Raw genomic sequence first — 24,097 nt, forward strand, 5'->3', positions numbered from 1 at the left:
TAAAGAGCCAATCGAAAAAGGAGGTCGTAACGAAGGAAAGCGAGAAGTGAAAAGGAACGTGAGCGTGACCTTTACTCTTCGAATCTCAGATCTTCCCTGGTTGCCTCCCTCCGGTCGGCCTCGTCAGGTCCACTTCATTGTAATATAGAGCAATCAATTATGTGGTGAATTATTTCACAATGTGTATTGGGTCTTATTTATTACGATGCCACCCGGGCTACGATCTCTTGACTTCCTGCGTGTTTCCAATTTATTTTGCCTCATAAGGATACCGCTTTTTCGCGTTGAGTTCCTTTATAATGAAGATATATAATCTGATCATTGCCTGTGTGGATGATTACGCTCTTGATTGGAGGGGTTTTATGGCACAAACAACAAAAAAAGCGCTTGCCCTATCGCTAAAAAAAATGCTTGAGAAAAAAACGCTTGATAAGATAACCGTTATTGATATTGTTGAGGACTGCGAAGTAAATCGCCAAACGTTTTATTATCATTTCAAGGATATTTATGATCTTGTGGAGTGGATTTGCACAAGTGAGGCTACCATAGCGTTGGATGGCAAGAAAACATATGACACGTGGCAGCAGGGCCTATTGCAAATATTTGAGTATGTGCTGAAAAACAAGGCGTTTGTGACGAGTGTCTATCATTCGATTAAACGAGAGCAACTGGAAAGGTACCTATTTAACGTAACCTATAATCTTTTGATAGGAGTTATCGAGGAAAAGGCCGTTACGATGTCGATCAGGGATGATGATAAGTCGTTTATCGCTGACTTTTATAAATATGCGTTTGTAGGATTGATGCTGGATTGGATTGCTAAAGGGATGAAGGAAGAGCCCGCTGCGATTGTGGACCGGCTAAGCATTTTGATTCAAGGAGATATTTTTTTCGCGCTTGAAAAGTTTAAATCGCACCACGATCATTAGACAATATTAGGCTTTTGTCGAAAGTTTCGACATTAGGCGGACATTGTCTATAGGAGACCTCCGAATATTTTCTTATGATGAAGTTGCTAGAATCAATTCGGAGGTGACTGGAATGTATTATAGCAATGGAAATTATGAAGCGTTTGCCCGTCCGGAAAAACCGGTCGATGTCGACAAAAAATCAGCATATCTGGTTGGAGCCGGTTTAGGCTCTCTGGCAGCTGCGTGCTTCCTTGTGCGCGACGGCCAAATGAAGGGAGAACGGGTTCACATTCTGGAGGAGCTTAGTCTTCCCGGAGGTGCCTGCGACGGAATTCATGACAGCGATAAAGGTTTTATTATTCGCGGTGGACGGGAAATGGAAGATCATTTTGAATGCTTGTGGGATTTGTTCCGTACTATTCCGTCTCTTGAAATTGAAGGCGCATCGGTTTTGGATGAGTTTTACTGGCTGAACAAGAAAGATCCAAACTATTCTCTAATGAGAGCCACGGTTAACCGAGGCGAGGATGCCCATACGGATGGAAAATTTGCTCTGAGTGAAAAAGCTTCGCTGGAAATCGTGAAGTTATTCTTTACTCGAAACGAAGATTTGTATGATAAGCAAATTACCGATGTATTCACGGAGGATTTCTTTGCCTCGAATTTCTGGCTTTACTGGAGAACGATGTTTGCCTTTGAAGATTGGCACAGCGCTTTGGAGATGAAGCTTTACATTCAAAGATTCATTCACCATATTGGCGGACTGCCTGATTTTTCGGCGTTAAAATTTACGAAATATAATCAATATGAGTCATTGATTCTGCCAATGATGAAATATTTGCAGTCGCATGGCGTTCATTTCCAATATGATACAACGGTCACGAATGTAGTATTTGATATTCAAGGTAATAAGAAGGTTGCCAAGCAAATTGTATGTCGCCGTGCTGGCAATGAGGAATATATCGATTTAACGGAAGATGATTTGGTGTTTGTGACAAATGGCAGCTGCACGGAAAATTCTTCTTCGGGCGACCATCATCGTGCGGCTGAATTCAATCGTTCCGCAGGCGGCTGCTGGGAGCTCTGGAGAAATATCGCCAAGCAGGATCCATCCTTTGGGCGCCCCGATAAATTCTGCACGAATACGGAAGCGACGAACTGGGAATCGGCAACCGTTACGACACTTGATGACAGAATTCCGCCCTATATTGAAAAAGTTTGTCAGCGCGACCCGTTCAGCGGAAAGGTCGTTACCGGCGGCATCGTGTCCGTAAAGGATTCCAAGTGGCTCATGAGTTACACTTTAAATCGTCAACCGCATTTCAAAGAGCAGCCGAAAGATCAGCTTGTGGTATGGGTATATGGATTATTCACCGATGTTCCGGGCGATTACATCAAGAAGCCGATGAGAGAATGTACCGGCGAGGAAATTACGATGGAGTGGCTGTACCATCTGGGTGTGCCGGAGCATGAAATTGCTGACATGGCTGCCAACTCTGCCCGCTGCATCCCGACCATGATGCCTTACATTACGGCATTCTTCATGCCGAGAACAGAAGGAGACCGGCCAAAAGTAGTTCCGGATGGTTGCGTCAACTTCGCGTTTATCGGACAGTTTGCCGACACGGTTCGCGACACCGTATTTACAACCGAATATTCGGTTAGAACGGCAATGGAGGCTGTGTACACCTTATTAAACGTAGACCGCGGCGTACCCGAAGTGTTCGGCTCCTGCTACGATGTCCGTGTACTGCTGGACTCCACTTCCAAAATGATGGACGGTAAAAAACTAACCGATTTGAAGCTTCCGTTGATCATGAACTTAATAGAAAAGCAGGCTTTGAAAAAAGTTTCCGGAACCGTCATCGAAGATATGTTGAAACGCTATAACATCATATAGTCGAAGTCCCATTGTCAAAGATGATATGGAACATCAATGAGCGCACCAATCCAAGATTGGTGTGCTGTATGGAAAAAAACAAACACGATAGATCCCTGGCCTTTATGGCCTTTGGAGACCTATCGTGTTTATTTATTCTTTGAAGGAAAGGCCCTTCTCGGCAAGAGCTTCGCGCAGTATTCTGATCGCTTTGGGCCCTACCCCGTGAAGCGCCAGCAGTTCTTTCTCGGATGCTTGGGTGAGGTCGGCAAGCTGATGATAGCCTGCAGCGATTAGGGCTCGACGTGCAGGTTTACCGGCCTTAACGGGAAAATCGCTCTCTGCAGCCGGAGTGGGGGTTTTGTCACGCATGCAGATCCCTCTCTTTTCGGTTGTTTTGTTAAAGCGGATATAAGGCACCAGACTGAATGGTAGACGCTAAGTTTGTAGGAATAATTTAGTAAGATTATGTTATACATCTCATGTTCTGTAAAGAACGAATTCCATACTCATGGCAGAAAAGGCAGATTCATGGAGGGTTCAGGCAATCTTCATAAATTCTATTGACAATCTTAATGAGAATAATTATCATTGTGCTGAGTGTTGATAATGATAATTGTTCTCAATAATTATTATTAGTAAACAATATCTACAATACATAGAGGGTATGAGGGGGAGAAATTCAATGCGCAGTATGAAGGGTCTCGTGTTTATCGTATTGATTTTTGCATTGGTTTTAGCCGGTTGTGGCGGAGGCGCGGCATCCAATGATGGAGGCGGCTCTACCGCAGCGCAGAATTCGGATCAAGGGGCCGCACAGGGTGGGGATAACACCGAGGCCACGCCGGAGACCCGAACCATTAAGCACGCCCTGGGCGAAACGGAAATCACTGGCGTTCCTAAGCGTATTGTCGCACTGGAATGGCTTTACGCGGAGGATGTCCTTGCGCTCGGCGTTCAGCCCGTCGGCATTGCAGATATTGAGGGGATGAACCAATGGGTAAACATTCCGGTGGAGATCGGTTCGGACGTGACCGATGTCGGCACTCGTCAAGAGCCGAATCTCGAGCTTATCGCTTCCTTGAAGCCGGACCTGATCATCGGTTTGAAATCGAATCTTGAAGCTGGCTATGATACTTACAACAGCATCGCGCCAACATTGGTATTCGATCCTTATCCGGTTGAGGGACAAGGGGACCAATATGAAGAGATGGTTAATACCTTCAATACGATTGCTGACGTGCTTGGCAAAAAAGACGAAGCTGCAAAAGTACTTAGCGACCTGGATCAAACCTATGCCGACGCCAAAGCCAAGCTTGAAGCTGCCGGTATGACGGAAAAACCATTTGCGCTGGCGATGGGGTACAGTAACCAGAATGCGGTGACGTTCCGGATTTCGACGGACAATTCCCTGGCCGTCAAAATTTTGGAGCACATCGGGTTAACCAATGCCCATAAGCCTAATCAATTTGAGGTATATGGATTTACCACTGGGGACGTAGAGGCATTGCCTGCCCTTCAGGATGCGAATTTCCTGCATATAATTCAGGATAGCGATAACGTCATCGAGAACCAATTGAAGGACAATCCGGTATGGAAAGGTCTGAACTTTGTTAAAGAAGACCGCGTGTATGCACTTGGCGGTGACATGTGGCCATACGGCGGCCCATTGTCTGCCCAAACCATGGCCCAGAAGACAGCTGATCTGCTCACAAAATGAGTCTCGGTAAGAAACTGGCACAAGGCTCCGCGCCGGTGAGCATCCATCCAGCCCCACCCGTTTCCTCAGGTAGGGGCTGGAAGCCGTTATGGATGCTGGTTGGAGGCCTTGTGGCTCTGTTATTTCTCACATTTATCAGCTTGACGCAAGGGCTAGCGGATATATCCGTCAAAACGGTGGTCCAAGCCTTGGTGTCTCCGCAGGATATTGCAGATCATCATCTCATCCGCAGCGTGCGTCTTCCTCGAACAGTGATGGGCCTATTATCAGGCGCGGCCTTGGCGGTGTCGGGTGTGCTCATGCAGACCGTCACGCGCAACCCGCTGGCATCGGAGACAACGCTTGGCGTGAATGCCGGCGCTTATTTGGCCGTCGTGGCGGGGATGATCTTCTGGCCGGGACTGCTGCATCAGTATGCCCTTCCTTTGGCTGTCTCAGGGGGAACACTGGCGGCTGTAGCGGTCTATGCGCTGGCGGGAAAAACGCAGGGCTCCCCCTTGCGGATTGCATTGTCCGGGATGATCGTCACTCTGGTTCTATCCTCCGTTACGAGTGCGCTGGTGCTGCTGAACCAGCAAACGACGCAGGGGATTTTTCTGTGGGGCTCCGGCTCGCTAATTCAGAATGACTGGGATGGCGTAGCTTTTTCATGGCCGTGGATCATTGGCGGGCTGATCGTGCTGTGTTTAGCGGTACGCCAGTGGGACATTCTGACCCTCAATGAAGAGTCGGCACGTTCCCTTGGCCAAAAAGTCGGCACTACCCGCTTGCTTGCGATGGGGGCAGCCATTGTGCTGGCCTGCGTGACCGTGAGCGTGGTCGGTCCGATCGGCTTTATCGGGTTGGTCGCTCCTCATCTGGTCCGCCTGTCCGGCGTGATCCGGCATGCGGGGTTAATTCCGCTGGCTGCCTTATGGGGCTCTGCTCTGCTTGTCGGGGCCGACACGGTGGCCAGGATGTTCATAAACGCCTACGGTGAGCTTCCGGTCGGGGCCATTACGGCCATGATCGGAGCCCCGTGCCTCATCTGGCTTGCCATGCGGGTATCCCGCTCGTTGATCGGAGGGAGCGGGGCTTCCGGCGGATCAGCCATGGCGGTCACGAGCCTGCGCCGGATACCATATCCGGCCTTGGTAACACTGTTCAGCGTGCTGCTGGCGCTGGTATGGATATTCAGCCTGATGAGCGGCAGTCTGCGCATTCCCTTCACGGAAGTGCTGGCCGTGCTTACGGGAGGCGGCGAGTCGATGTATCGCCAGATTCTGCTGGAATTCCGCTTGCCGAGGCTGCTCACAGCCGGCTTGTCCGGCATGGCGCTGGCCGTCAGCGGCAGTCTTCTGCAGAATGCGGTCCGGAATCCGCTGGGAGATCCCCAGGTGATCGGAGTGACCAGCGGAGCCGGTGCGGGCGCACTGCTTCTGATGATAGGCTTTCCGCAATTGTCGGCTGGCTGGGTACCGGTCGGAGCGGTTCTCGGAGGGTTGGCTGCAGCCGCTTTGGTATACGCGGTGTCCTGGAAAAGAGGACTTCATCCGACGATTCTTACGCTGGTTGGAATTGCAGTTGCCGCGCTTGGTTCTGCCATCATCAATCTGATGATCATTCATGCGAAGGTCGACGTAGCGCCCGCATTATCCTGGATGGCGGGAAGCACGTATAACCGGGGCTGGACGGAGGTCCAGCGGATTGTTCCCGCCATTCTGATCCTGCTGCCTCTGGCTGCGTGGCTCGGGCGGAAGGTGGATCTGCTGACGTTCAGCGAAGAAAGCTCCACCGGTCTTGGCCTTCATGTACGGAATACCCGGATGTACGTCGCCATCATTGCGGTGCTGTTGGCTTCGATTGCCGCAGCCAATGTCGGCTCGGTCGGCTTTATCGGACTGCTTGCGCCGCATGCCGCCAGAATGCTGGTTGGGGCCCGCCATCGGCAATCGATGGTTATCGCTGCGCTGCTCGGCGGAATTTTGCTGGCTGGGGCAGACTGGATCGGGAGGGTGGTCATGATTCCGAAGGAACTGCCTTCGGGTATCGTTACCGCGCTTCTGGGTGCGCCGTACCTGTTATATTTGATGGGGAAAACCAATAAACTGAAACATAAATAACCGTATGTTGAATATCCAAAAAGGCTATTCCATAGTCGCCAAGAGAGGTGACATGGGATGGCCTTTTTTTGTCTTCAATCGGTTGATTATTAGATTTGCCTCGCTTTGCTTCTTCTGGCTGTGGTCGGCTGTTAGGCTTCCGTGTACCGCACAAACGACAGGATGATATCCTGCGGATGATCTCCGAAACCCGAACCATATAGATTCAGGCCGTTCGGGTGCTCGGCGTCTTTCTTCACTTCAAAGCGGACGCGGATGGGCCGGTTAAAGGCAAGCTCCAGCGAATCGATGGTCGTAGCACTGGATTCGTGGCCATTGACCTGGCTGCCCTGCTTGGTTACGCGCCATTCCGTCAGCATGCCGTACTCACTGCCGCTCCTCCATTTATCCGGGGTGAGTTTCCCCTTGCGATCACCAAAATCACCGGGACTTGTCCAAGTGCCTACAGGGAGGTCGTTGATGCTAACGGTGATGTCGGATGGCCAATCCTGCTGGAAGGAAGGCGCCTCAGAGCTAAGCTCCGCGCGGATGCGGAGCTCATCAAGAGCCGCTCCAGGCGGCATAGGGTTCGCAAAATAATATTCGATATATCCTGATCCCGAGAACCAGAGCAGCGCAGCCTCCGTTCGTTCCGGCATGTAAAAGGCGCGTGGATCGTCAGGCGATCCGATCAGAGAACCGTCCCGAGCTGCCATGCCGCAGGTTGGCTCGATATAGCAGTGGGAGAACATACCGATCGGCATGTGGATTTCTTCCGTGCGCTGCAGCCCCTCGCCGGGCTTCGAGGGGAGTTCGAGAAAAATGGAGCGGCAGGTGACGGCGCAGATTTTTTCCCGATTCGCTCCTTGCGAAGAGACGATCAGATCCGCTTGCTCTAGCATCTGGACATTAATGGATACCGTAGGCTGCGCAATCCCAAGCGCCTCCGCCAACTGACCGACACTCATCGGTTTATCGCCGAGCGCTTCAAGGATGCGAACACGGACATCACTGGATAGGGCCTTGGCTACTTCCACGATCCGGGATGCCGGATAACGGTTGGTTTCCAGCTTCGATTCGTTCATAATCCCCTTCCTTTACTGAAGAGTTGTAGTAGCTCCAAGTGTACAATAAATTCGATGTATTGTAAAAGTATAATGTACATTGCATTTATTATATACAGGTGCTAGAATAGGGGCAAATTCAGAAAAAGGAAAGGTTGTGTTCGCTTCATGAAGACTCCTGTAGCACCCTCCATTCACACGGAAATTCCGCGCGCGGAGTACCCCAGACCGGATTTTGAGCGAAAAGACTGGTTGAATTTGAACGGCCAGTGGTCGTTCCGGCTCGATACGGAAGGATCAGATGAGGTACGACAGCAAGCGGGTACGAGTACCGGTGATGACACTACTGCCTTACAGGGCGGAGACGCTAGCCTTTTTACCTCAGAGATTACGGTGCCGTTCTCTTGGGTTAGTCCCTTGTCCGGGATTGAGCGTAACGAGAAGGGGGTTGGCTGGTATCGTCGGTCCGTGAAATGGGAGCCGGCGAAGAAGCAGTCCCGAATCTTTCTGCGGTTTGGCGCCGTCGATTATCTGTGTGATGTATGGGTCAATGGCAAGCATGTCGGCTCGCATCAAGGCGGCTACGGAACCTTTGAATTTGACGTGACAACGGTGTGGGATTCGGCAAAAGATAATACGATCGTTGTGCGTGCAGAGGACTTCGACCATAATTACCAAGCCCGCGGGAAGCAGGGGTATGGTGAGATCCGGGGCATTTGGCAGCCAGTTTGGCTGGAGGCCCGGCCGCAAACCTACATGGAGCAAGCCATCTTTACGACTTCTATTGACGGTCAGATCGAGTTGAAATCCAAGATCCAGGCTCAAGAAGCAGGCGTAGCGACACTCCAACTCTCGTTTGCGGAGGGCTCGGTTACGCATCAGGTGGAGTGGGAGCTGCAAGAAGGCGCGAATGAACGGACAACGGTATTCCAAGTCCACGAACCGCGGCTGTGGAGCCCCGAAACCCCTCATTTATACGAAGGGGAGCTGCGCCTGGCGGGTTCCTCGGGCGAGGATGTCGTCCATACTTATTTTGGCATACGCGAGATCGGAACGGCGAAGTTTGATGGACGGGATTATCGCTGGATTACGCTCAACGGAAAGCCGGTCTATTTAAACGGGACGCTGGACCAATCCTACCACCAGACAGGATTTTTCACCTATCCGACGGATACGGAGATGCGGGACGAGATCTATCTGATGAAACGGCTTGGACTGAACTTCGTGCGAATTCATATCAAACCGGAGGAGCCTCGCAAGCTGTATTGGGCGGATAAACTCGGGATTCTGGTGATGGAGGATATGCCATGCTTCTGGGGGAATCCGGATGAAACGGCACGTTCTGCTTATGAACGCGAGGCGCTGGAAGTGATTGAACGGGACCGGAATCATCCGTCGATTTTTTCATGGGTCATGTTTAACGAAACTTGGGGACTCCGTACCGACAGTAAAACGACGGGTTTAACGGGCGGAGAGGAGCAGCACAGCTACTATCTTCCGGAGACGCAGGAATGGGTAAGGGAGAAATACAGATGGGCCAAGGAGCTGGACCCGACTCGGATTGTGGAGGACAATTCTCCATGCGCTTACGATCATGTGGAGACGGATATCAACACGTGGCATTTTTACATCAATGGGTATGAACCGCTGCGCAATCATATCGAGGAGATTGTCCAGAAGACTCATCCGGGATCCGAACATAACTATATCGGCGGCAATCAGCAAGGCGATGCTCCGCTCATGAACAGCGAATGTGGAAACGTGTGGGGAATTGACGGAGGAGCCGGGGACAGCGATCTCGCGTGGCATTACCGTTACATGCTGAACGAATTCCGGCGCCATGATAAGCTGTGCGGTTTCGTATTTACGGAATTCCGTGACGTGACAAACGAATTCAACGGCTACTACCGTCTGGATGGGACGGACAAAAAATTCGGGTATGAGGATTTTGTGCCGGGCATGACGATCGCCGACCTGCACACGCCAGACTTCATCGTGATTGACGCACCGCCTTGCCAGACGCTGGAGCAAGGGGCTGAGGCCGTCATACCGCTGCTGCGCTCCAGTTATTCGGATCAATACCATGGACAGAAGCTTATTCTGGCTTGGGAATTATCCTATGATCAGCTCGGAACGAAGGTTGTCGCTGATCAAGGGACCTTGGAAGTGGCCTGGGACGGCTACGGTGTTACGCCACTAACGGAATTGAAGCTTCGCATGCCGAAGACCGATGCGGTTGCGATCCTCGGAGTTCGTCTCTTGAATGCTGCGAACGGTGTGGTAACGCGCAACTTTACAACGTTTGATGTGCGTGGAGGACAGGGACAGGGGAACGATGGAGTGGAAGGCAAAACCGTAAGCATCCCGGTTAACACATTCCGTAAACAAAGCTTCGCCTATATGTGGGAGGCCCTTCAAGGCTCCAAAGTGAATGGCGGCGGAGAAGGCCGATTCGTCTATGAGGTGCAGCTGCCAGATCATGACGAACAGCCGCTGATCCGCGATATCGAGATTTTCTTCGAGGCTGGCGCGAAACGCTTATTAGCCAGAAATATCGAGGGTGCACGGCATCGCACGCACGGAATCGACTTTATGCACGGGGCGTCGGCAGACGTGGAGTATAACCCAAGCACTTATTATATGACGGATGAAGAGCTGCATGAATCCCGTGTATCCGTGTGGGTGGACGATGTCCAAATCGGCGAGGCTGTGCTCACGGATGATCCGGCCGATAGCCGAGGCGTTCTGTCGTGGCACTATCAGCCGGTCAACAACCTTCTGGAAGAAGCTGGTTCGTATGGATACTTGTGCCAGTCGCAGGTACCGGGGAGACTCGCGGCAGAGCTTGACCGCAAGCGCAGCTTCAGACTGGAGCTGCGGGCCGAGGAGGGCGGCATCAGTCTGTACGGACGGAATGCGGGCCGCTATCCGATCGATTTGTTGGTACGGTGCCGGTGATCATGGCAAATACAAACCATTAATGTAGAGTATAATACGAAGTGGGCTGTCCATTTGTAGTGAATAACTACGTGCCGGGCAGCCCATTTTTTATGGGGATTTTTCGTCTCGATGGTCCTAAGGTTGGAAATATGGTGTTATCTGATATTCTCGCCTTCTTTGAAAATAACGCCGCTCTCTTTTCTTACTTAGTCTGTGCGTGCAATTATTTCAGTAAAAAAACTCGCTTGGCCTAGATGGACGCCCTAATCCCAATCCATATAAAAATTCACCACGAGCTTTTCTTGCCCACAATCAGGACAATCTAGTGCTGTGTTTTGGAGATACTCTAAAGGCTTTGATGGCATTGGAGCTGTACAGCGCGGACATACGTAACGGTTCGTATACGTTTGAGAATCTGATCTCATATGTAAATATGGTTCATTTAGTAGATAGCGGCACTTCTGACATACATACAGACCATCAAAGCAGTCAAAAGTCGAATCCTTCTCATGCATAAACTCTCTGATTCGTTGTCGACCGACATCCTCCTTATACCATTCTAAGATGGAAATCAAATTAATATATTGAAATCCAATACCTAAAAACACCTCTTGATTATAAGAGCAGTGACCACAGCTCAATTTACACGCCTCTCCCATAAACTTAACCACCAATCAAGAATAATCTTGTATAAGATGTCAACTGATTTTTCTAATAACTATTTTTCTATACATCCCTTTCAGCATGACGGGTTTATCTTCTTCTATAATTAAATTTTTATTATTTCTTAGGTACAACGCTTCAAAATTCAATCCAATATCTGTTCCTAAGACTTTAATGAGTGGTCTAAACAACTTTTTTGATAACGAGAGTTTATTGTTACTAGGGGTAAATTTATCGAAAATAACGATCCTTCCTTCTTGTTTTAAAACTCTACCCATTTCTTGAAAACACTTGTCAGCATCAGGTACTACGGAAAGAATTAGACTTCCAACCACATAGTCAAACGACATATCGTTGAATGCCATATTTTGAGCGTCCATTTCTAAAAACTTAATGCGAGAATTCTTGAATTTCGCTCTTGCTTTTCTCAACATATCTGGTGAGAAATCTATAGCCGTTATATCTAAATCATAATGGTTCAATAACTCTAAATCAGCTCCTGTACCAACACCGACAAAAAGTATCTTTTGTGTGTTATTGAAGGGGGTCTCTTGGAATATTTGTTTTCGTGTCTGGAGAAAAATGCTTGAATTGAAAATTTTATCATAAATGGGTGACCAGATTTTATAAATAATTTTATTCCAGTTGTTATTCATTAGTTGGTTCTCCTGAATGTGATTAATGTTACTTCTGACAATCAAGGGGCTAATGCACGTAGCGGAGTTTTCGATATTCCTTTATGTATTCCATGCTTTGATTCATATAACAATTTCACCTAACATTCTTGAATTCACGACGCCGAGAGCCTTAGAGCGCTGCTCTTAAGCTCGCATATGTGTCCCGGCATACGTTTTCTCGCTCTATTCTTCCGGGACCGAGGGTCGCTAGGACCGCAGCATGAATGCGGTGTTATCTGATTTAAATACGCTCTTCGATTAAGCTGCGTTTTTCTTTTAGTATAAGTTTAATGGAATTCGCTTTCGCGGCCATTTGTTTATGTACTGTAATAATGCAATCAAGGCGGGTAAGTTTTTCTCTGAGTTTAATATTATTAGGCTCGTCTTCTAACTGAGCCATAATGGAAAAGAACTGTGGGACCTCCCACACACTTCTTAGGGCAGTGCTTAAACAGAATCCATACCTCACTAATCTTATGTCACCCTGCCATCCCATATCTCGCAACCCCTCCAGGTATGCATTATATAAAGAGTTCTGAAACTTCATATATTGGTCAGGCGGAATAATTCCAAGACTCATGTTCACCCCGAATAACTTACCCAAGTCTTCGCCAATACCGGATATACTCATGAACTGCCAGTCAATTAGAACGAGTTGACTTTCGCTCTCTTCTTTTTTAACGAGAAACATATTCATCTGGCTCATGTCTTGATGTGCCAATACACGCGGCAGCTGTTGGAGCGAGTCTATTGAAGAGTCAATGTTACCGAGCAGATCTTGATACCAAGCCCAAGTACTTCGCACATTGTCTGTAGCTATTCGACTTACATACTCCTCCACATTAGGAGCATACATGCGGCATGCAATCGACCATGATTTGAGCCAAGCCCTGCATATCCACTCATGTTCAGGCATCATTTTTATTCCTTTAAGATAGGCCCCATTAAAACGGCCTAATTGTCGGGCGATATATGAAAATTGCTCAACTGTTTTTGCGTATTCGCCCTTAATATATTCCATCCAGATCCATATGGTACCATCTTGTTGTTCTTCAACCAAATAGCTCTCTGCACCATAAATAGAATCGGGAAGTTCTCTTAAAACTCCTGACTCAAATACAAGTGCTTCACGTCTCCAGTAGTTGTGATGTTCAAAGTTATCTTTCTCGGGTGTGTCTGGCTTAATGATTTTTAAGATAACGCACCACGGCTTCAATTCGTTATATAGCTTTACCAACCCATGCAAACGAAATATACCAGAGGTTGTGAAGTTTGGAGTCTTATAACCAATATCATCACAAGTTATTGACACAAGTTCAGCAGTTGAATTTCCATGTATAGATTCAATACAAGCGTTGATCTGGTCAATCTTATCCTCTATAGGTATGTTGGAATTATTCTTCAATATAATTTCTGAGTGCATTTAATCTATCCCTTTATTTAATTTTTACTTGCATTGATTTTAGATAATGTTTTCTCTACGAATTCACCCATTTCCCACATAGAACCCAATGGTCAAATTCGTCTAATGCACATATACAGTATATTAGACGAAGAGGAGGCCAATCCTGCTCCATCTCCGACAAGATTGCTTCACATGAAAATCAAGCCCTTATAAAAAAGCCAGCGTCATCCCAATGGTTGGATAACGCTGGCTTCTTTTGCCTGTCTTCCGACTAACCTGTTTCACCGCTTCTTCCAGAACAGCTGCAGCGCCATCTTCGCGCACCATAGGGAGAACAGCAGGAACAGCAGCGCCCAGACGAAGGCCGGGAGCACGGTCATGTTAGCCAGGTTGGAGGCGTCGCCCGCTTGCTTGGGCTGGGTCAGCGCCATGGTCAGGAGGGTTAGCGGACCGACTACAGATTCTTCCAGCACGAGAAAGGCGAGCAGCAGGTAGTAGAAATTACGGACCTTCTCGCCAAGGAAATAGAAGATCAGATTCACGATCATAAAAATAATGAGCCACCATAATCCATAGCCGGCGCGTACGAAGAAAATGATCATGATGAGGGCAAGCACGGTAATGGTGATCAGGCCGGTGTCCTGTTTTTTCTTGGCATAGCCGTAGAACATCAGAATGGCGAACAAGGATGCCGACATATAGCCTGCAAGCGAGACCACAATCGGACTCCAGCCACCGGAAGCCAGCATGGAATAGGTCACGCCGCTGTGATCGGGATTCAGCTCGATGCTGAGCACCCGTCCCGACATGAGAAGGGTCATGACGGCATGCCCCAGCTCATGGATCATCGTATCCAGGATACGGAACCAGGAAGAGAAGGGGATCAGTCTTGTCAGAATAGCCGCACCCACTAGAAATAACAATGCTTTCAGCCATTTATTCATTCGAAGGTCCTTTCAGCATAAAGTCATTCGCTAGACTATCATTCCGTCCATTATAATACAGATGAGAAACATGTGAAAATCGATTAGTCCCTATAGGTTAAATGGTATAATTGAAGTTGTGACGGAGGTTCATATTCGATGAAAAACGATAAGCCTAACAACGACAATCACATAGAACATATAAGACATACTACGCTCGTGAATGACCAAGGGATTCGTTTTGCTGAATTTGAGCTGGCCGGCGACGAGCAGGACGTCTCGTTACCGGACAAGCCATCAGATCATCAGGGGCAGGAACCCGTTGATTCTGCTGCCAGAGCGAAGGAATCCCTGATTGTGAAGCCGCAGGAGCCGCTGGATATGAATTGGGGCGAGGACTTCCGCTACGTGACCAAGGAGCAGCAATTCGTGCAAAAGGCAAGGGAGCTCGCATGGCATGTAGAGGGAGAGGCCCCTTTTGTAGCTTTCAAAAGCTATTGGCCGACCTACGACCAGATGGCCAGCGACCAGTTCAAATGGTATTTTTACTGGCGGGAGGAAGTAAGGTCCGGGCGGTACCCGGATACGGACTTATCCTATTTGTTTGTCTATTTTTACGAGCTGATCCATGGCGTGGGCTGGAGCGATCCCCTGCAGGGCTATGCATTGATGGAGCAGGCGTGGACGGCCTACCGGAAGCGTTATGCCAAGCTGGATACGTACCTGCGGGAGTGGCTATATGATTTTATGATCGTGCATGGTCTGGATATGCCGATCCGGGAAACGTATCAGCGCTTCCCGCGCGTCTTGTCCGCTGAGCTGAAGGAGAAGGAATGGAAGCGTCGGTTCTCTCTCCAGCCCGTGGAGCTATCATGGGAGCTGCTGCTGGATTTGCTGGATTATGACGTGGAGAAGAGCCGTTTTTACCAGGAGAATGGCCGCAAGGACCTGGAACAGTACGCCCCGAAGGTGATTGCACTCGTGGACAGTTACTTAGCCAAAATGAAGGGGCAGCGCTTCATCGACCGCTTTCAGCCACGGCCCCGGCAGGTGAAACGGCATTTATTCCGCAGCGCGGTGTACGATCATGGGTTATACGGGCGAAACGTCGTGCTGACGGTGGTATCCTTAAGCGAGTACGCTCCTCTGCGCTCCTATATAACGGGGCTGGTTCGCTTGACCGAGAATAAGCTGCGGGAATTGAGAGGCTTTAAGGGACGGCTGCGCGGCCAGGATGCGGTTGAGCCCGAAGTGGAAGAGATCGTCACCCGTTATCTGAAAAAAGAGGTTCAGGAGCAGCTGGAGGCTCAGCGCAAACAGGCGATACCGGAGGTTCAGATCGACACAGGGAAGCTGCACAGATTACAGCGGGAGTCGGACCAGGTCCGCGACATGCTGCTTACGGAGGAAGCCGGGCAGCAGGCTGAGGTGATCAACAGCCAGCCGGTACCGGAGTCTGCTCCGTCAGTTGGAGCCTCTCCAGGCCACTCCGAAGATGCGGGAACAAGCACTAACATGGCTTCGCCTTCCAAAGGCCGTTCCTCCCGAAAATCGGCGGCGAAGAAACCGGACGTGTTCCAAGCTGTGATGGATTTTGATGCGGACCCTTATGAGCCGGGCGCCATAGAGGTGCGTGAACAGCTTGACGATGCAGATGTCATCGTTCGTTCCGTGAACACGGAGCAATCAGAATCAGAAGTAACTAACGGAAGGTCTATGGAGCCATCAGGGAACACTGATGATCGCTCAATGCAATCCATGGGCCCTCTAGATGAACATTCATCTGAGGCTGGGGGTATCCATGTTATAGACCCGCACGTCGTAGATGAAGAGGCCTTTACAATGATGCCTACAGTAGGAGAGCAGTCGTGGCAATGGGAGGTAGAGGATGAGGAATGGCAGGAGCTCGCAGAGCGTCTTAATCCCATCCACCTGGAAGTTCTCCACGCCCTCAAGGCGGGACCGAACCGGCCGGGGCTGCAGCAAATTGCGGAGAAGGCCGGTTCTATGCCGGCGTTATTGCTCGATGAGATCAATGAGGCCGCGATGGATACCATCGGTGATCTTCTGATCGATGGTGAGGCCATTACGGATGATTATATAGATATGCTGGAAACATTGAAGTCCGTATAACCGGACGGATTGAAATCGATTGGACTCGTTATGCTTGTAAGATGCTTGAAAGAGGTGGAACTATGACGAAACTAAAAATACCGAAACGGCTCACAACGGCCCTCGTAAACTCTTTAACGGCAGGGGTTGTGCCGCGGGTGGGGCTTGAGTTCATCGCCGTCGGCCGGAAGCCGGAGGTGGAGTCGATCCTGCGCGATATGGATAATATCGCCGAGGGCGGCGCTGCTTTCCGCCTGATTACGGGCCGTTACGGAAGCGGCAAAAGCTTCCTGCTCCAGATCATCCGCAATTACGCGATGGACCGCGATTTCGTGGTGGCGGATGCGGATCTTTCGCCGGAGCGGCGGCTGGTAGGTACGAAAGGGCAAGGGCTTGCCACTTACCGTGAGCTGATGACCCATCTGTCCACGAGGACGCGTCCGGACGGGGGCGCGCTGGAGGCCATTTTGCAGAAATGGATCGCCGGGATCCAGCAGGACATCATGCAGGAGACGGGTATGCGCCCGGATGATCCTGCCCTGAACGATCGGGTGGAGCTGCAGATCTATGCGGTGACCAACGGCATGCAGAATCTGGTGCACGGGTTTGATTTTGCGAAGGTGCTGGCTGCTTACTGGAACGGCTATAAGCTTGGTGACGATGACCGCAAAGGGGCAGCGCTGCGCTGGCTCCGCGGGGAAGTCCCGACGAAGACGGAGGCGCGCAAGGACCTTAGCGTTGGGGTCATTATCGATGACGACAACTGGTACGAGTATATGAAGCTGTGGTCGGAATTCACGGCTGCCATCGGTTATAAGGGATTGCTGCTGTTCATAGACGAAGGGGTGAACCTCTACAAAATCACCAACAGCGTGTCCCGCCAGAGCAACTACGAGAAGCTGCTGACCATGTTCAACGACACGATGCAGGGCAAAGCGGAGCATTTGGGCATCTATATGGGCGGAACGCCGCAGTTTGTCGAGGATGAGCGACGGGGACTGTTCAGTTATGACGCGCTGCGCTCCCGCCTGATTGACGGGCGTTACGGCAGTGGTTCGCTGAAAACCTACACCTCGCCCATTTTGAAGCTGGACATGCTGTCGTATGAGGAGATTTTGATCCTCCTGCAAAAGCTGCGGGATATTCACGCTCTGCACTTCAAATATGAAGCGCAGTTAACGGATGATCAGCTGATCGCGTTCATGCAGACGGCCGTGAATCGGCTGGGAGCTGAGGAGCTGCTTACCACCCGCGAGGTGGTGCGGGATTTCATGGATCTGCTGCATACGCTGCATCAACATCCGGAGGCCACGTTTGAGGAGCTGTTAGGCGAGCGTGCCGCAGTGCTGCCGCAAGGCAAAGGGGCCAATGATACCAATTCGGATGATCTGGACGATCTGCTGGCGGAGTTTGAGTTATGAGTACGAACCCTTTTTCCAGACTGGCCCCGTTCATTCAGGAGTTCATCTATAAAAAAAGATGGGACACGCTTCGCGAGGCGCAGGTGGAAGCCTGCCGCGTCCTGTTTGATACGCCGAATCATCTGCTGATTGCTTCGGGCACGGCATCGGGCAAGACCGAAGCCGCGTTCTTCCCGGCGCTGACGGAGCTGTACAACCTGCCTTCCAGCTCGGTCGGGATTCTGTATATTGGGCCGCTTAAGGCGCTGATTAACGACCAATTTGAACGTATCACCGATTTGTTGAAGGAAGGCCAGGTGCCGGTATGGCATTGGCATGGTGATGTGTCCCAGGCTGAGAAAACCAAGCTGATGCAGAAGCCGTCCGGCGTGCTGCAGATTACGCCCGAGTCGCTTGAAGGGCTGCTGATGAACCGGCCGAACGCCATCCCGGCGCTGTTCCAGGATCTGCGGTATGTCATCATTGACGAGGTTCATGCCTTTATGGGGGCCGACCGCGGCATTCAGGTGCTGAGCCAGCTGACCCGGATCGAGCGGATGGCTTCCTGCTCGCCTCGCCGTATCGGGTTGTCAGCAACGCTTAGCGACTATGAGACCGCAGCCGGCTGGCTGGGTGCGGGCACGAAGAACGCGGTCGAAGTCATCGCCCCGCAAGGAGGACGGAAGCTGCGGCTGTCGGTCGAGCATTTCTCCTTCCCGGATGCGCGGGATGAGAAGCAGGCGGAGCAGTTGGAGCTTGCGCGCAAAGCCTATTACGACTTCGTATACGACAACACGCATCTGAAAAAAGCGCTGGTCTTCACGAACAGCCGCTCGGATGCCGAGCTGACCACGCTCGAGCTGCGACGGATTGCAGCCAAGCGCGAGCAGCGGGATGTCTTCCATGTGCACCATGGAAGCATCTCCGCGATGCTGCGCGAGGAAGCCGAGGCCGCGCTCCGCGAAGGCCCGGGGCCAGCAGTTGCGGCTGCCACCCTGACGCTGGAGCTCGGTATCGATCTCGGCGAGCTGGAGCGGGTGATCCAGCTTGGCGCGCCGTACAGCTGCTCCAGCTTCGTTCAGCGGCTCGGCCGCTCCGGCCGGCGCGGGGATCAGGCCTCCGAGATGATGTTCCTCTGTCCGGAGGACGAGGACGAGGAAGCCATGCTGCCTGCACGCATGCCATGGATGCTGCTCCGGGCCATTGCCGTCATTGAGCTGTATATTCGCGAGAAGTGGGTCGAACCGCTGGCCCTGCGGAAGAAACCGGTGGGCGTGCTTTACCATCAGACGATGAGCACACTCAAGAGCATGGGCGAGGCTGAACCGCCGGATTTGGCGAGAGCGGTGTTGACGCTGCCGGCTTTCCGCGGCATTGAGCCGGAGGAATATAAGGAGTTCTTGCAGTATTTGCTCCAAACGGACCATATCCAGCGGACTGAAGAAGGCAGTCTGATCATCGGCCTTGGCGGGGAGAAGATCGTGAACAACTACCGCTTCTATGCGGTGTTTAAGGACGATGAGGAGCATGTCGTCTATAACGGGTCCGAAGAAATCGGATCGATTACGACCGTGCCGCCGCCGGGCTACTGCTTCTCGCTCGCGGGCAAGCTGTGGAAGGTGGAGGAAGTCGATACGAAGCATAAGGCCCTGTATGTGAAGTCGGCCAAAGGGAAGGTCGATACCTTGTGGCTTGGTGCAGGCGGCGATGTGCATACCCGCGTGGTGCAGAAGATGCGTGAGGTGCTGGCCGACAGCGCTATCTATCCGTATCTGGCGCCGGGCGCGGTGAATCGACTGGAACGGGCTCGTCGTCTCGCCCGGGAAAGCGGACTGCTGAAGCAGGTGGTCATACCGGCGGGCGGCGACTCCCTGTTCATCCTGCCTTGGGCGGGCAGCAAACAGTTCCGCACGCTGGAACGATTGCTGAAGCGTAATCTGTCCGAGCGGCTGGCGCTGCGCTCCATCGTGCCGATGGAGCCGTATTATATGGTTGTCGCGGGTAAGGTCGATAATAAGACGCTGATGGAGGAAATTAAGAAGGAACTGATGGATTGTGAGGACGCTGGCGCGCTCCTCGATCCGGATGAAGCGCCGTATCTCGGCAAATATGACGAGTTCGTTCCGCCGAAACTCGTTCGCACCGCTTTTGCCGCCGACGGATTGGATCTGGAAGGACTGGCTGAGGTGCTGGGAATGGCATATGGAGCAGCAGGAAGGGGAGCTATGGATGTGTGACAAGGAAGAAGTACTTCCTGGTGGCAATGTGAACGAAGTGGTACGTATCGGAAATAACGTTCACCGTACGACTAAATGGAGTTCCTCCGTGCATGACTTGCTCCGACACTTGGAGAAGCAGGGCTTTGAAGGCGCCCCCAAGTTCATAGGTATTGATCATAGCGGTCGCGAGATCTTGTCCTTCATTCCTGGAGAGGTGCCGGGAAACCAATATCCTGATTTTAAGCCCTATATATGGTCGGACCAGGCCCTTATCCAGAGTGCAGCGTTGTTACGGCGTTATCATGACGCCGTACAAGGCTTTGCAGCAACTTCAATCCAACCGGAGGCTGCGCATAACTCTCAGGCTTCGGAGGAATGGGACGATGAAGTGATCTGTCACAATGATGCGCTTTGTACAATATCGTGTTTAGAGACGAAGTACCGATTGCGCTGATCGATTTTGATTTGGCTGCGCCAGGTCCACGAATCTGGGACATGGTTTATATGCTGTACACCTCAGTCCCGCTAGCAAGCTTTGCAATAGATTCCACTACAGGGACATCGATACCTTATCGATCCGAATACCATGCAGCGGATCGCACTCACAGAATATCGCTGTTCTTTAAGTCTTATGGTGTAGCACCACCTCCCAACATGAAAGTTTGGACTATAAGACGCATCGAGGCATTATGCGATACACTTACAACCGGTGCGGCACAAGGCAACAAGGCATACCAGAGAATGATCGATGAGGGGCATGTGGCCCATTACGAAAAAGAGATTCAATTTCTGCAGGCACACTTTGAAGAGTGGTACCGATGAAGGGTACCGCTTTGAAGAGTGCCTGCTTTTTCAATATGTCTGACTACCGAGGGGTGGGACTAATCGAAAAAATATTTGAAACCCCTTCCAAAAAAGCATTGTGTTCACCTCACATGTATGGTAACTTATGTACATAAAAACGTTTTTATCGCAAAGGAAGAATGGAATGGTTATATGGGCAAAGTAACAATCAAGGATGTGGCAAGAGAAGCCGGAGTCTCCATTTCTACGGTTTCGAATGCATTAAATGATGTAGATGTATTAAACCCGGAGACCAAATCCCATGTGCTGAAGGTGGCGGAGCGACTCAATTATGTACCTAACCTGAACGGAAAGTTGTTGAAGTCGGGGAAGACCAAGATGCTGGGCTTCTTTACAACAAGCGTGTCAGGGCCTTACTTCTACACATTGGTGGAGTCGATGTCACGGGAATGTGACCGTCTGGGTTATGGATTGAACGTGTTTGTGACAAAGGATAAACAGGTGATTATGAGCAATATTATGGGCGGCCGGGTCGATGGCGTCATTATTTTCGAAGAGCTGAAGATCGACGATAGAGACATCGCCGCCATGGAGAAGGACAAGATAAAGGCCGTTTTCCTGGATCGCGAGGTTCAGAATGAGACGATGGGCAGCATCATATTCGACTCTTACGTAGCCGGTTATGAAGCAACCAAGTACCTGATCAGCCTGGGGCATAAGAAGATCGCCTACATTTCCGGCGTGGATACGATGTTTGACAGCGTGCAGCGGAAGGAAGGGTATCTGGCTGCGCTTAGGGAGTGCCAGTTCCCGATCGACGGAGACTACATACTGCAGGGCTATTTTGAGGAAGAAGGTTCCTATAACGCCGTCAAATCGTTTCTTCACTTACACCCCGGGAAAGTGCCGGATGCTTTTCTTGCCGGTAATGATGTGAGTGCCATCGGCTGCATTCGGGCTCTGAAGTCCCATGGATACGAGGTTCCGCAGGACATCAGTGTCGTGGGCTTCGACGATATCGATATCGCGCAGTATTTTACGCCGCCTTTATCGACCGTACGCAATCAGATTGCCAGACAGGGGATTCTGGTCGTGGATCATCTGGTGCGCATGATTCAGAAGAAAGAGAAGGGCAAGATTCAGAAGCTTCCAGGGGAGTTGGTCGTTCGCGGCTCCAGTCATGTGAAGATGAATCGGAATGAATCGGGTTAAGCGAAGAAAAGAAATCACACCAAGGCGGTTTTTTAAAATGATTTTAAAAAATCAGGGGTTTTTTTCGCCCAAAATAAAAACGTTTTTATGCGGGTTTTGATCAAAGGAGGCTAAGAGGTGAGCGAAACAGCTGCAGTTCAGTCAACCGGCACAAGCCCGGTTCAACCAAACGGGAAGAAGCCGTTGGGGCAGAGGATCAAGGAATTCTTCATCGATTACAAGCGGCAATGGGAGCTTCAATCGATGATCATTCCCGGCGTTATCTTCATGTTTATCTTCTGCTACATCCCGATTTACGGTTTGACGATTGCGTTTAAGAACTACACCGTTATCGATACGTTGGATTCCGCTCCGTGGGTGGGGCTGGATAATTTCAAAATTATTTTGTCGGACAAGTATTTTTGGGATTCCGTCGTTAACACGCTGGGCATCAGCTTCTTGAAATTGGCGATCGGCTTTGTCATTCCGATCATTCTGGCCATTATGATTTATGAGGTCGGCATGGGGCGTTTCAAAAAATTCGTCCAAACCGTGTCGTATCTGCCTCACTTCTTGTCCTGGATCGTATTGGGCGGCATGCTCATTACCTGGTTCTCGACATCCGGCTTGTTCAACGAGATATTGCTTAGTCTGGGCCTGATCTCGCAGCCGCAAAACATTTTGCTCGACCCGAGCAAATACTGGTGGATCGCGACTTTGTCGGATATATGGAAAGAGGCCGGATGGGGAACGATTCTGTATCTGGCGATCATGGCCAAGATTGATCCGACCTACTATGAGGCCGCAAGAATTGACGGGGCTAGCCGACTAAGACAGATTTGGAACATCACCTTACCGAACATGAAGATGATTATCAGCTTGAACCTGATCCTGACTGTAAGCGGTTTATTGGGATCGAATCTGGATCAAACCCTGGTGCTCATGAATTCGCAGAACCGGGAAAAGGCCGAGGTCATTAACTCGTACGTGTACCGGATGGGTATGACGCAGGGCGATTTCTCTTATGCGACCGCCGTTGGTTTGGGTGTATCCATCATCTCCGTCATTCTGCTTGTTACGGCCAACAAAGTGACCAGTAAATTGAATGATAATCAATCCGTCCTGTAGGTCATGCAAAAGGGAGGCATTACGGTGAATTTGAAAGCAGCAAAAGGGGATCTCGATAGCCGGATCTTTGATACGATCAACATCATTTTACTGGTTACGTTTACCATCATCATTGTCGTTCCGTTATGGAACGTTGTCGTTTCATCCTTTAGCTCGGGCAGGTCTCTTGCCGAGGGCGGGTTCATCTTCTGGCCTACCGAATTCTCGCTTGAGAATTATCAGGCCGTGTTCAGGGATGCAAACATATGGAATGCCTTTTTCATCTCGGTGGCCAAAACCGTGATTGGTGTCATCACGCACGTGTTCTTCTGTGCCATGGTGGGTTACGGCTTGAGTAAAAAATACGTCCGCGGCCGCAAGTTCTATGTCGCAATGGGTGTCGTCACCATGTTTTTCTCGGGCGGCATGATTCCGACGTATTTGTTAATCAAAGACTTGGGGCTGTTAAACAGCTTCTGGGTTTATATTATCCCCGCTCTATTAAGCTTTTACGATGTCATTATTCTGATGAACTTCTTCCGAAACGTGCCGGATTCCCTGGAAGAGTCGGCGAAGATCGACGGCGGGGGCGACTGGAGGATTTTCCTGAGCATCTTTATTCCTCTTTCCATGCCGGCCATGGCGACGATTGCCTTGTTTAACGGGGTCGGGCAATGGAATGATTTTATGACAACCAAATTGTATATCACGGACCAAGCGCTCTATCCATTACAGATGATGCTGTATGAGATTATTGTGCAGTCCCAGACGCAATCGATGCAAAACATCGGGTCCGTCGCGATCCAGACGACCACCAAAGGGGTCCAACTAGCAACCATTGTCGTGACGACGCTGCCAATTGTTGTGATGTATCCAATATTACAGAGATATTTTATCTCCGGCATGATGCTCGGAGCTGTTAAAGAGTAGAGAAGCTGCTCTTTAAAGGAGTGGAGCAGAAGCAAGCCTGTAAAAGATTGGGGTCTAACAAGTAAGCGCTT

At 50.5% G+C, this 24,097-nt stretch carries 18 protein-coding genes; 13 read left to right on the top strand and 5 right to left on the bottom strand.

The window, feature by feature from the left end; genetic code table 11:
- The first annotated feature begins 362 nt into the window (after positions 1-362).
- Both NYE54_RS01230 and NYE54_RS01235 read left to right on the top strand, forming a co-directional pair.
- Positions 363-929 carry a TetR-like C-terminal domain-containing protein gene (locus NYE54_RS01230; protein WP_339269407.1) on the top strand — a complete coding sequence of 189 codons (567 nt, stop codon included), beginning with the start codon at positions 363-365 and terminating at the stop codon, positions 927-929.
- A gap of 112 nt (positions 930-1,041) precedes the next feature.
- Complete coding sequence (locus NYE54_RS01235) at positions 1,042-2,811, top strand: oleate hydratase (RefSeq protein ID WP_339269409.1); 1,770 nt, start codon at positions 1,042-1,044, stop codon at positions 2,809-2,811.
- 132 nt (positions 2,812-2,943) lie between these two features.
- Here NYE54_RS01235 and NYE54_RS01240 read toward each other — a convergent pair whose 3' ends face one another.
- A complete protein-coding gene (locus NYE54_RS01240; RefSeq protein ID WP_339269411.1) occupies positions 2,944-3,162 on the bottom strand; it encodes a helix-hairpin-helix domain-containing protein in 219 nt (72 codons plus the stop codon).
- A 313-nt stretch (positions 3,163-3,475) separates the two neighbouring features.
- Between NYE54_RS01240 and NYE54_RS01245 the strand changes: the two genes are divergently transcribed.
- Both NYE54_RS01245 and fhuB read left to right on the top strand, forming a co-directional pair.
- Positions 3,476-4,510, top strand: a complete 1,035-nt coding sequence (locus NYE54_RS01245; RefSeq protein WP_339269413.1) for an iron-siderophore ABC transporter substrate-binding protein — start codon at positions 3,476-3,478, stop codon at positions 4,508-4,510.
- Positions 4,511-4,620: 110 nt separating this feature from the next.
- The gene (fhuB, locus tag NYE54_RS01250) at positions 4,621-6,612 is read left to right on the top strand and encodes a Fe(3+)-hydroxamate ABC transporter permease FhuB (protein ID WP_339269415.1); all 1,992 of its coding nucleotides are present in this window, start codon (positions 4,621-4,623) and stop codon (positions 6,610-6,612) included.
- 131 nt (positions 6,613-6,743) lie between these two features.
- Here the strand turns inward: fhuB and NYE54_RS01255 are convergent, their stop codons facing one another.
- Positions 6,744-7,676: a helix-turn-helix domain-containing protein gene (locus NYE54_RS01255; RefSeq protein WP_339269416.1), complete on the bottom strand. Its 933-nt coding sequence runs from the start codon at positions 7,674-7,676 to the stop codon at positions 6,744-6,746.
- A 147-nt stretch (positions 7,677-7,823) separates the two neighbouring features.
- Here NYE54_RS01255 and NYE54_RS01260 point away from each other — a divergent pair, with 147 nt between their 5' ends.
- Positions 7,824-10,613, top strand: a complete 2,790-nt coding sequence (locus NYE54_RS01260) for a sugar-binding domain-containing protein (RefSeq protein ID WP_339269418.1) — start codon at positions 7,824-7,826, stop codon at positions 10,611-10,613.
- A gap of 680 nt (positions 10,614-11,293) precedes the next feature.
- Here the strand turns inward: NYE54_RS01260 and NYE54_RS01265 are convergent.
- The 3 genes from NYE54_RS01265 to NYE54_RS01275 form a co-directional block, all read right to left on the bottom strand.
- Positions 11,294-11,914, bottom strand: a complete 621-nt coding sequence (locus NYE54_RS01265; protein WP_339269420.1) for a class I SAM-dependent methyltransferase — start codon at positions 11,912-11,914, stop codon at positions 11,294-11,296.
- Positions 11,915-12,176: 262 nt separating this feature from the next.
- Positions 12,177-13,358 (bottom strand): phosphotransferase, encoded by a 1,182-nt coding sequence (locus NYE54_RS01270; protein ID WP_339269422.1) that lies wholly within the window; start codon positions 13,356-13,358, stop codon positions 12,177-12,179.
- Between the two features lie 263 nt (positions 13,359-13,621).
- Complete coding sequence (locus tag NYE54_RS01275; protein WP_339269424.1) at positions 13,622-14,284, bottom strand: M50 family metallopeptidase; 663 nt, start codon at positions 14,282-14,284, stop codon at positions 13,622-13,624.
- Positions 14,285-14,422: 138 nt separating this feature from the next.
- On the opposite strand from NYE54_RS01275, the gene NYE54_RS01280 reads away from it, so the two are divergent.
- The 8 genes from NYE54_RS01280 (at position 14,423) to NYE54_RS01315 (ending at position 24,026) form a co-directional block, all read left to right on the top strand.
- Positions 14,423-16,396, top strand: coding sequence for a TerB N-terminal domain-containing protein (locus NYE54_RS01280; protein ID WP_339269425.1), 1,974 nt, complete (start codon positions 14,423-14,425; stop codon positions 16,394-16,396).
- Positions 16,397-16,458: 62 nt separating this feature from the next.
- Entirely contained in the window at positions 16,459-17,796 is a 1,338-nt protein-coding gene (locus NYE54_RS01285; protein ID WP_339269426.1) for an ATP-binding protein, read from the top strand.
- On the top strand, positions 17,793-20,012 hold the full coding sequence (locus NYE54_RS01290; protein ID WP_339269427.1) for a DEAD/DEAH box helicase: 2,220 nt from the start codon (positions 17,793-17,795) through the stop codon (positions 20,010-20,012). The genes NYE54_RS01285 and NYE54_RS01290 overlap by 4 nt, the downstream gene beginning before the upstream one ends.
- Positions 20,005-20,448 (top strand): hypothetical protein, encoded by a 444-nt coding sequence (locus NYE54_RS01295; protein WP_339269429.1) that lies wholly within the window; start codon positions 20,005-20,007, stop codon positions 20,446-20,448. The genes NYE54_RS01290 and NYE54_RS01295 overlap by 8 nt, the downstream gene beginning before the upstream one ends.
- Positions 20,406-20,816 carry a hypothetical protein gene (locus tag NYE54_RS01300; protein WP_339269431.1) on the top strand — a complete coding sequence of 137 codons (411 nt, stop codon included), beginning with the start codon at positions 20,406-20,408 and terminating at the stop codon, positions 20,814-20,816. The genes NYE54_RS01295 and NYE54_RS01300 overlap by 43 nt, the downstream gene beginning before the upstream one ends.
- A 174-nt stretch (positions 20,817-20,990) precedes the next feature.
- Complete coding sequence (locus tag NYE54_RS01305; protein ID WP_339269432.1) at positions 20,991-22,010, top strand: LacI family DNA-binding transcriptional regulator; 1,020 nt, start codon at positions 20,991-20,993, stop codon at positions 22,008-22,010.
- Between the two features lie 117 nt (positions 22,011-22,127).
- Complete coding sequence (locus NYE54_RS01310; RefSeq protein ID WP_339269434.1) at positions 22,128-23,117, top strand: ABC transporter permease subunit; 990 nt, start codon at positions 22,128-22,130, stop codon at positions 23,115-23,117.
- Between the two features lie 24 nt (positions 23,118-23,141).
- Positions 23,142-24,026, top strand: coding sequence for a carbohydrate ABC transporter permease (locus NYE54_RS01315; RefSeq protein WP_083659649.1), 885 nt, complete (start codon positions 23,142-23,144; stop codon positions 24,024-24,026).
- The last annotated feature ends 71 nt before the right edge of the window (positions 24,027-24,097 follow it).

This window comes from Paenibacillus sp. FSL K6-1330, assembly GCF_037976825.1.
Taxonomy (GTDB): Bacteria; Bacillota; Bacilli; order Paenibacillales; family Paenibacillaceae; genus Paenibacillus_AQ.

Coding starts and splice junctions, on each gene's coding strand:
- NYE54_RS01230 (WP_339269407.1), top strand. CDS start 363: ATGGCACAAACAACAAAAAAAGCGCTTGCCCTATCGCTAAAAAAAATG.
- NYE54_RS01235 (WP_339269409.1), top strand. CDS start 1,042: ATGTATTATAGCAATGGAAATTATGAAGCGTTTGCCCGTCCGGAAAAA.
- NYE54_RS01240 (WP_339269411.1), bottom strand. CDS start 3,162: ATGCGTGACAAAACCCCCACTCCGGCTGCAGAGAGCGATTTTCCCGTT.
- NYE54_RS01245 (WP_339269413.1), top strand. CDS start 3,476: ATGCGCAGTATGAAGGGTCTCGTGTTTATCGTATTGATTTTTGCATTG.
- NYE54_RS01255 (WP_339269416.1), bottom strand. CDS start 7,676: ATGAACGAATCGAAGCTGGAAACCAACCGTTATCCGGCATCCCGGATC.
- NYE54_RS01260 (WP_339269418.1), top strand. CDS start 7,824: ATGAAGACTCCTGTAGCACCCTCCATTCACACGGAAATTCCGCGCGCG.
- NYE54_RS01265 (WP_339269420.1), bottom strand. CDS start 11,914: ATGAATAACAACTGGAATAAAATTATTTATAAAATCTGGTCACCCATT.
- NYE54_RS01270 (WP_339269422.1), bottom strand. CDS start 13,358: ATGCACTCAGAAATTATATTGAAGAATAATTCCAACATACCTATAGAG.
- NYE54_RS01275 (WP_339269424.1), bottom strand. CDS start 14,284: ATGAATAAATGGCTGAAAGCATTGTTATTTCTAGTGGGTGCGGCTATT.
- NYE54_RS01280 (WP_339269425.1), top strand. CDS start 14,423: ATGAAAAACGATAAGCCTAACAACGACAATCACATAGAACATATAAGA.
- NYE54_RS01285 (WP_339269426.1), top strand. CDS start 16,459: ATGACGAAACTAAAAATACCGAAACGGCTCACAACGGCCCTCGTAAAC.
- NYE54_RS01290 (WP_339269427.1), top strand. CDS start 17,793: ATGAGTACGAACCCTTTTTCCAGACTGGCCCCGTTCATTCAGGAGTTC.
- NYE54_RS01295 (WP_339269429.1), top strand. CDS start 20,005: ATGTGTGACAAGGAAGAAGTACTTCCTGGTGGCAATGTGAACGAAGTG.
- NYE54_RS01305 (WP_339269432.1), top strand. CDS start 20,991: ATGGGCAAAGTAACAATCAAGGATGTGGCAAGAGAAGCCGGAGTCTCC.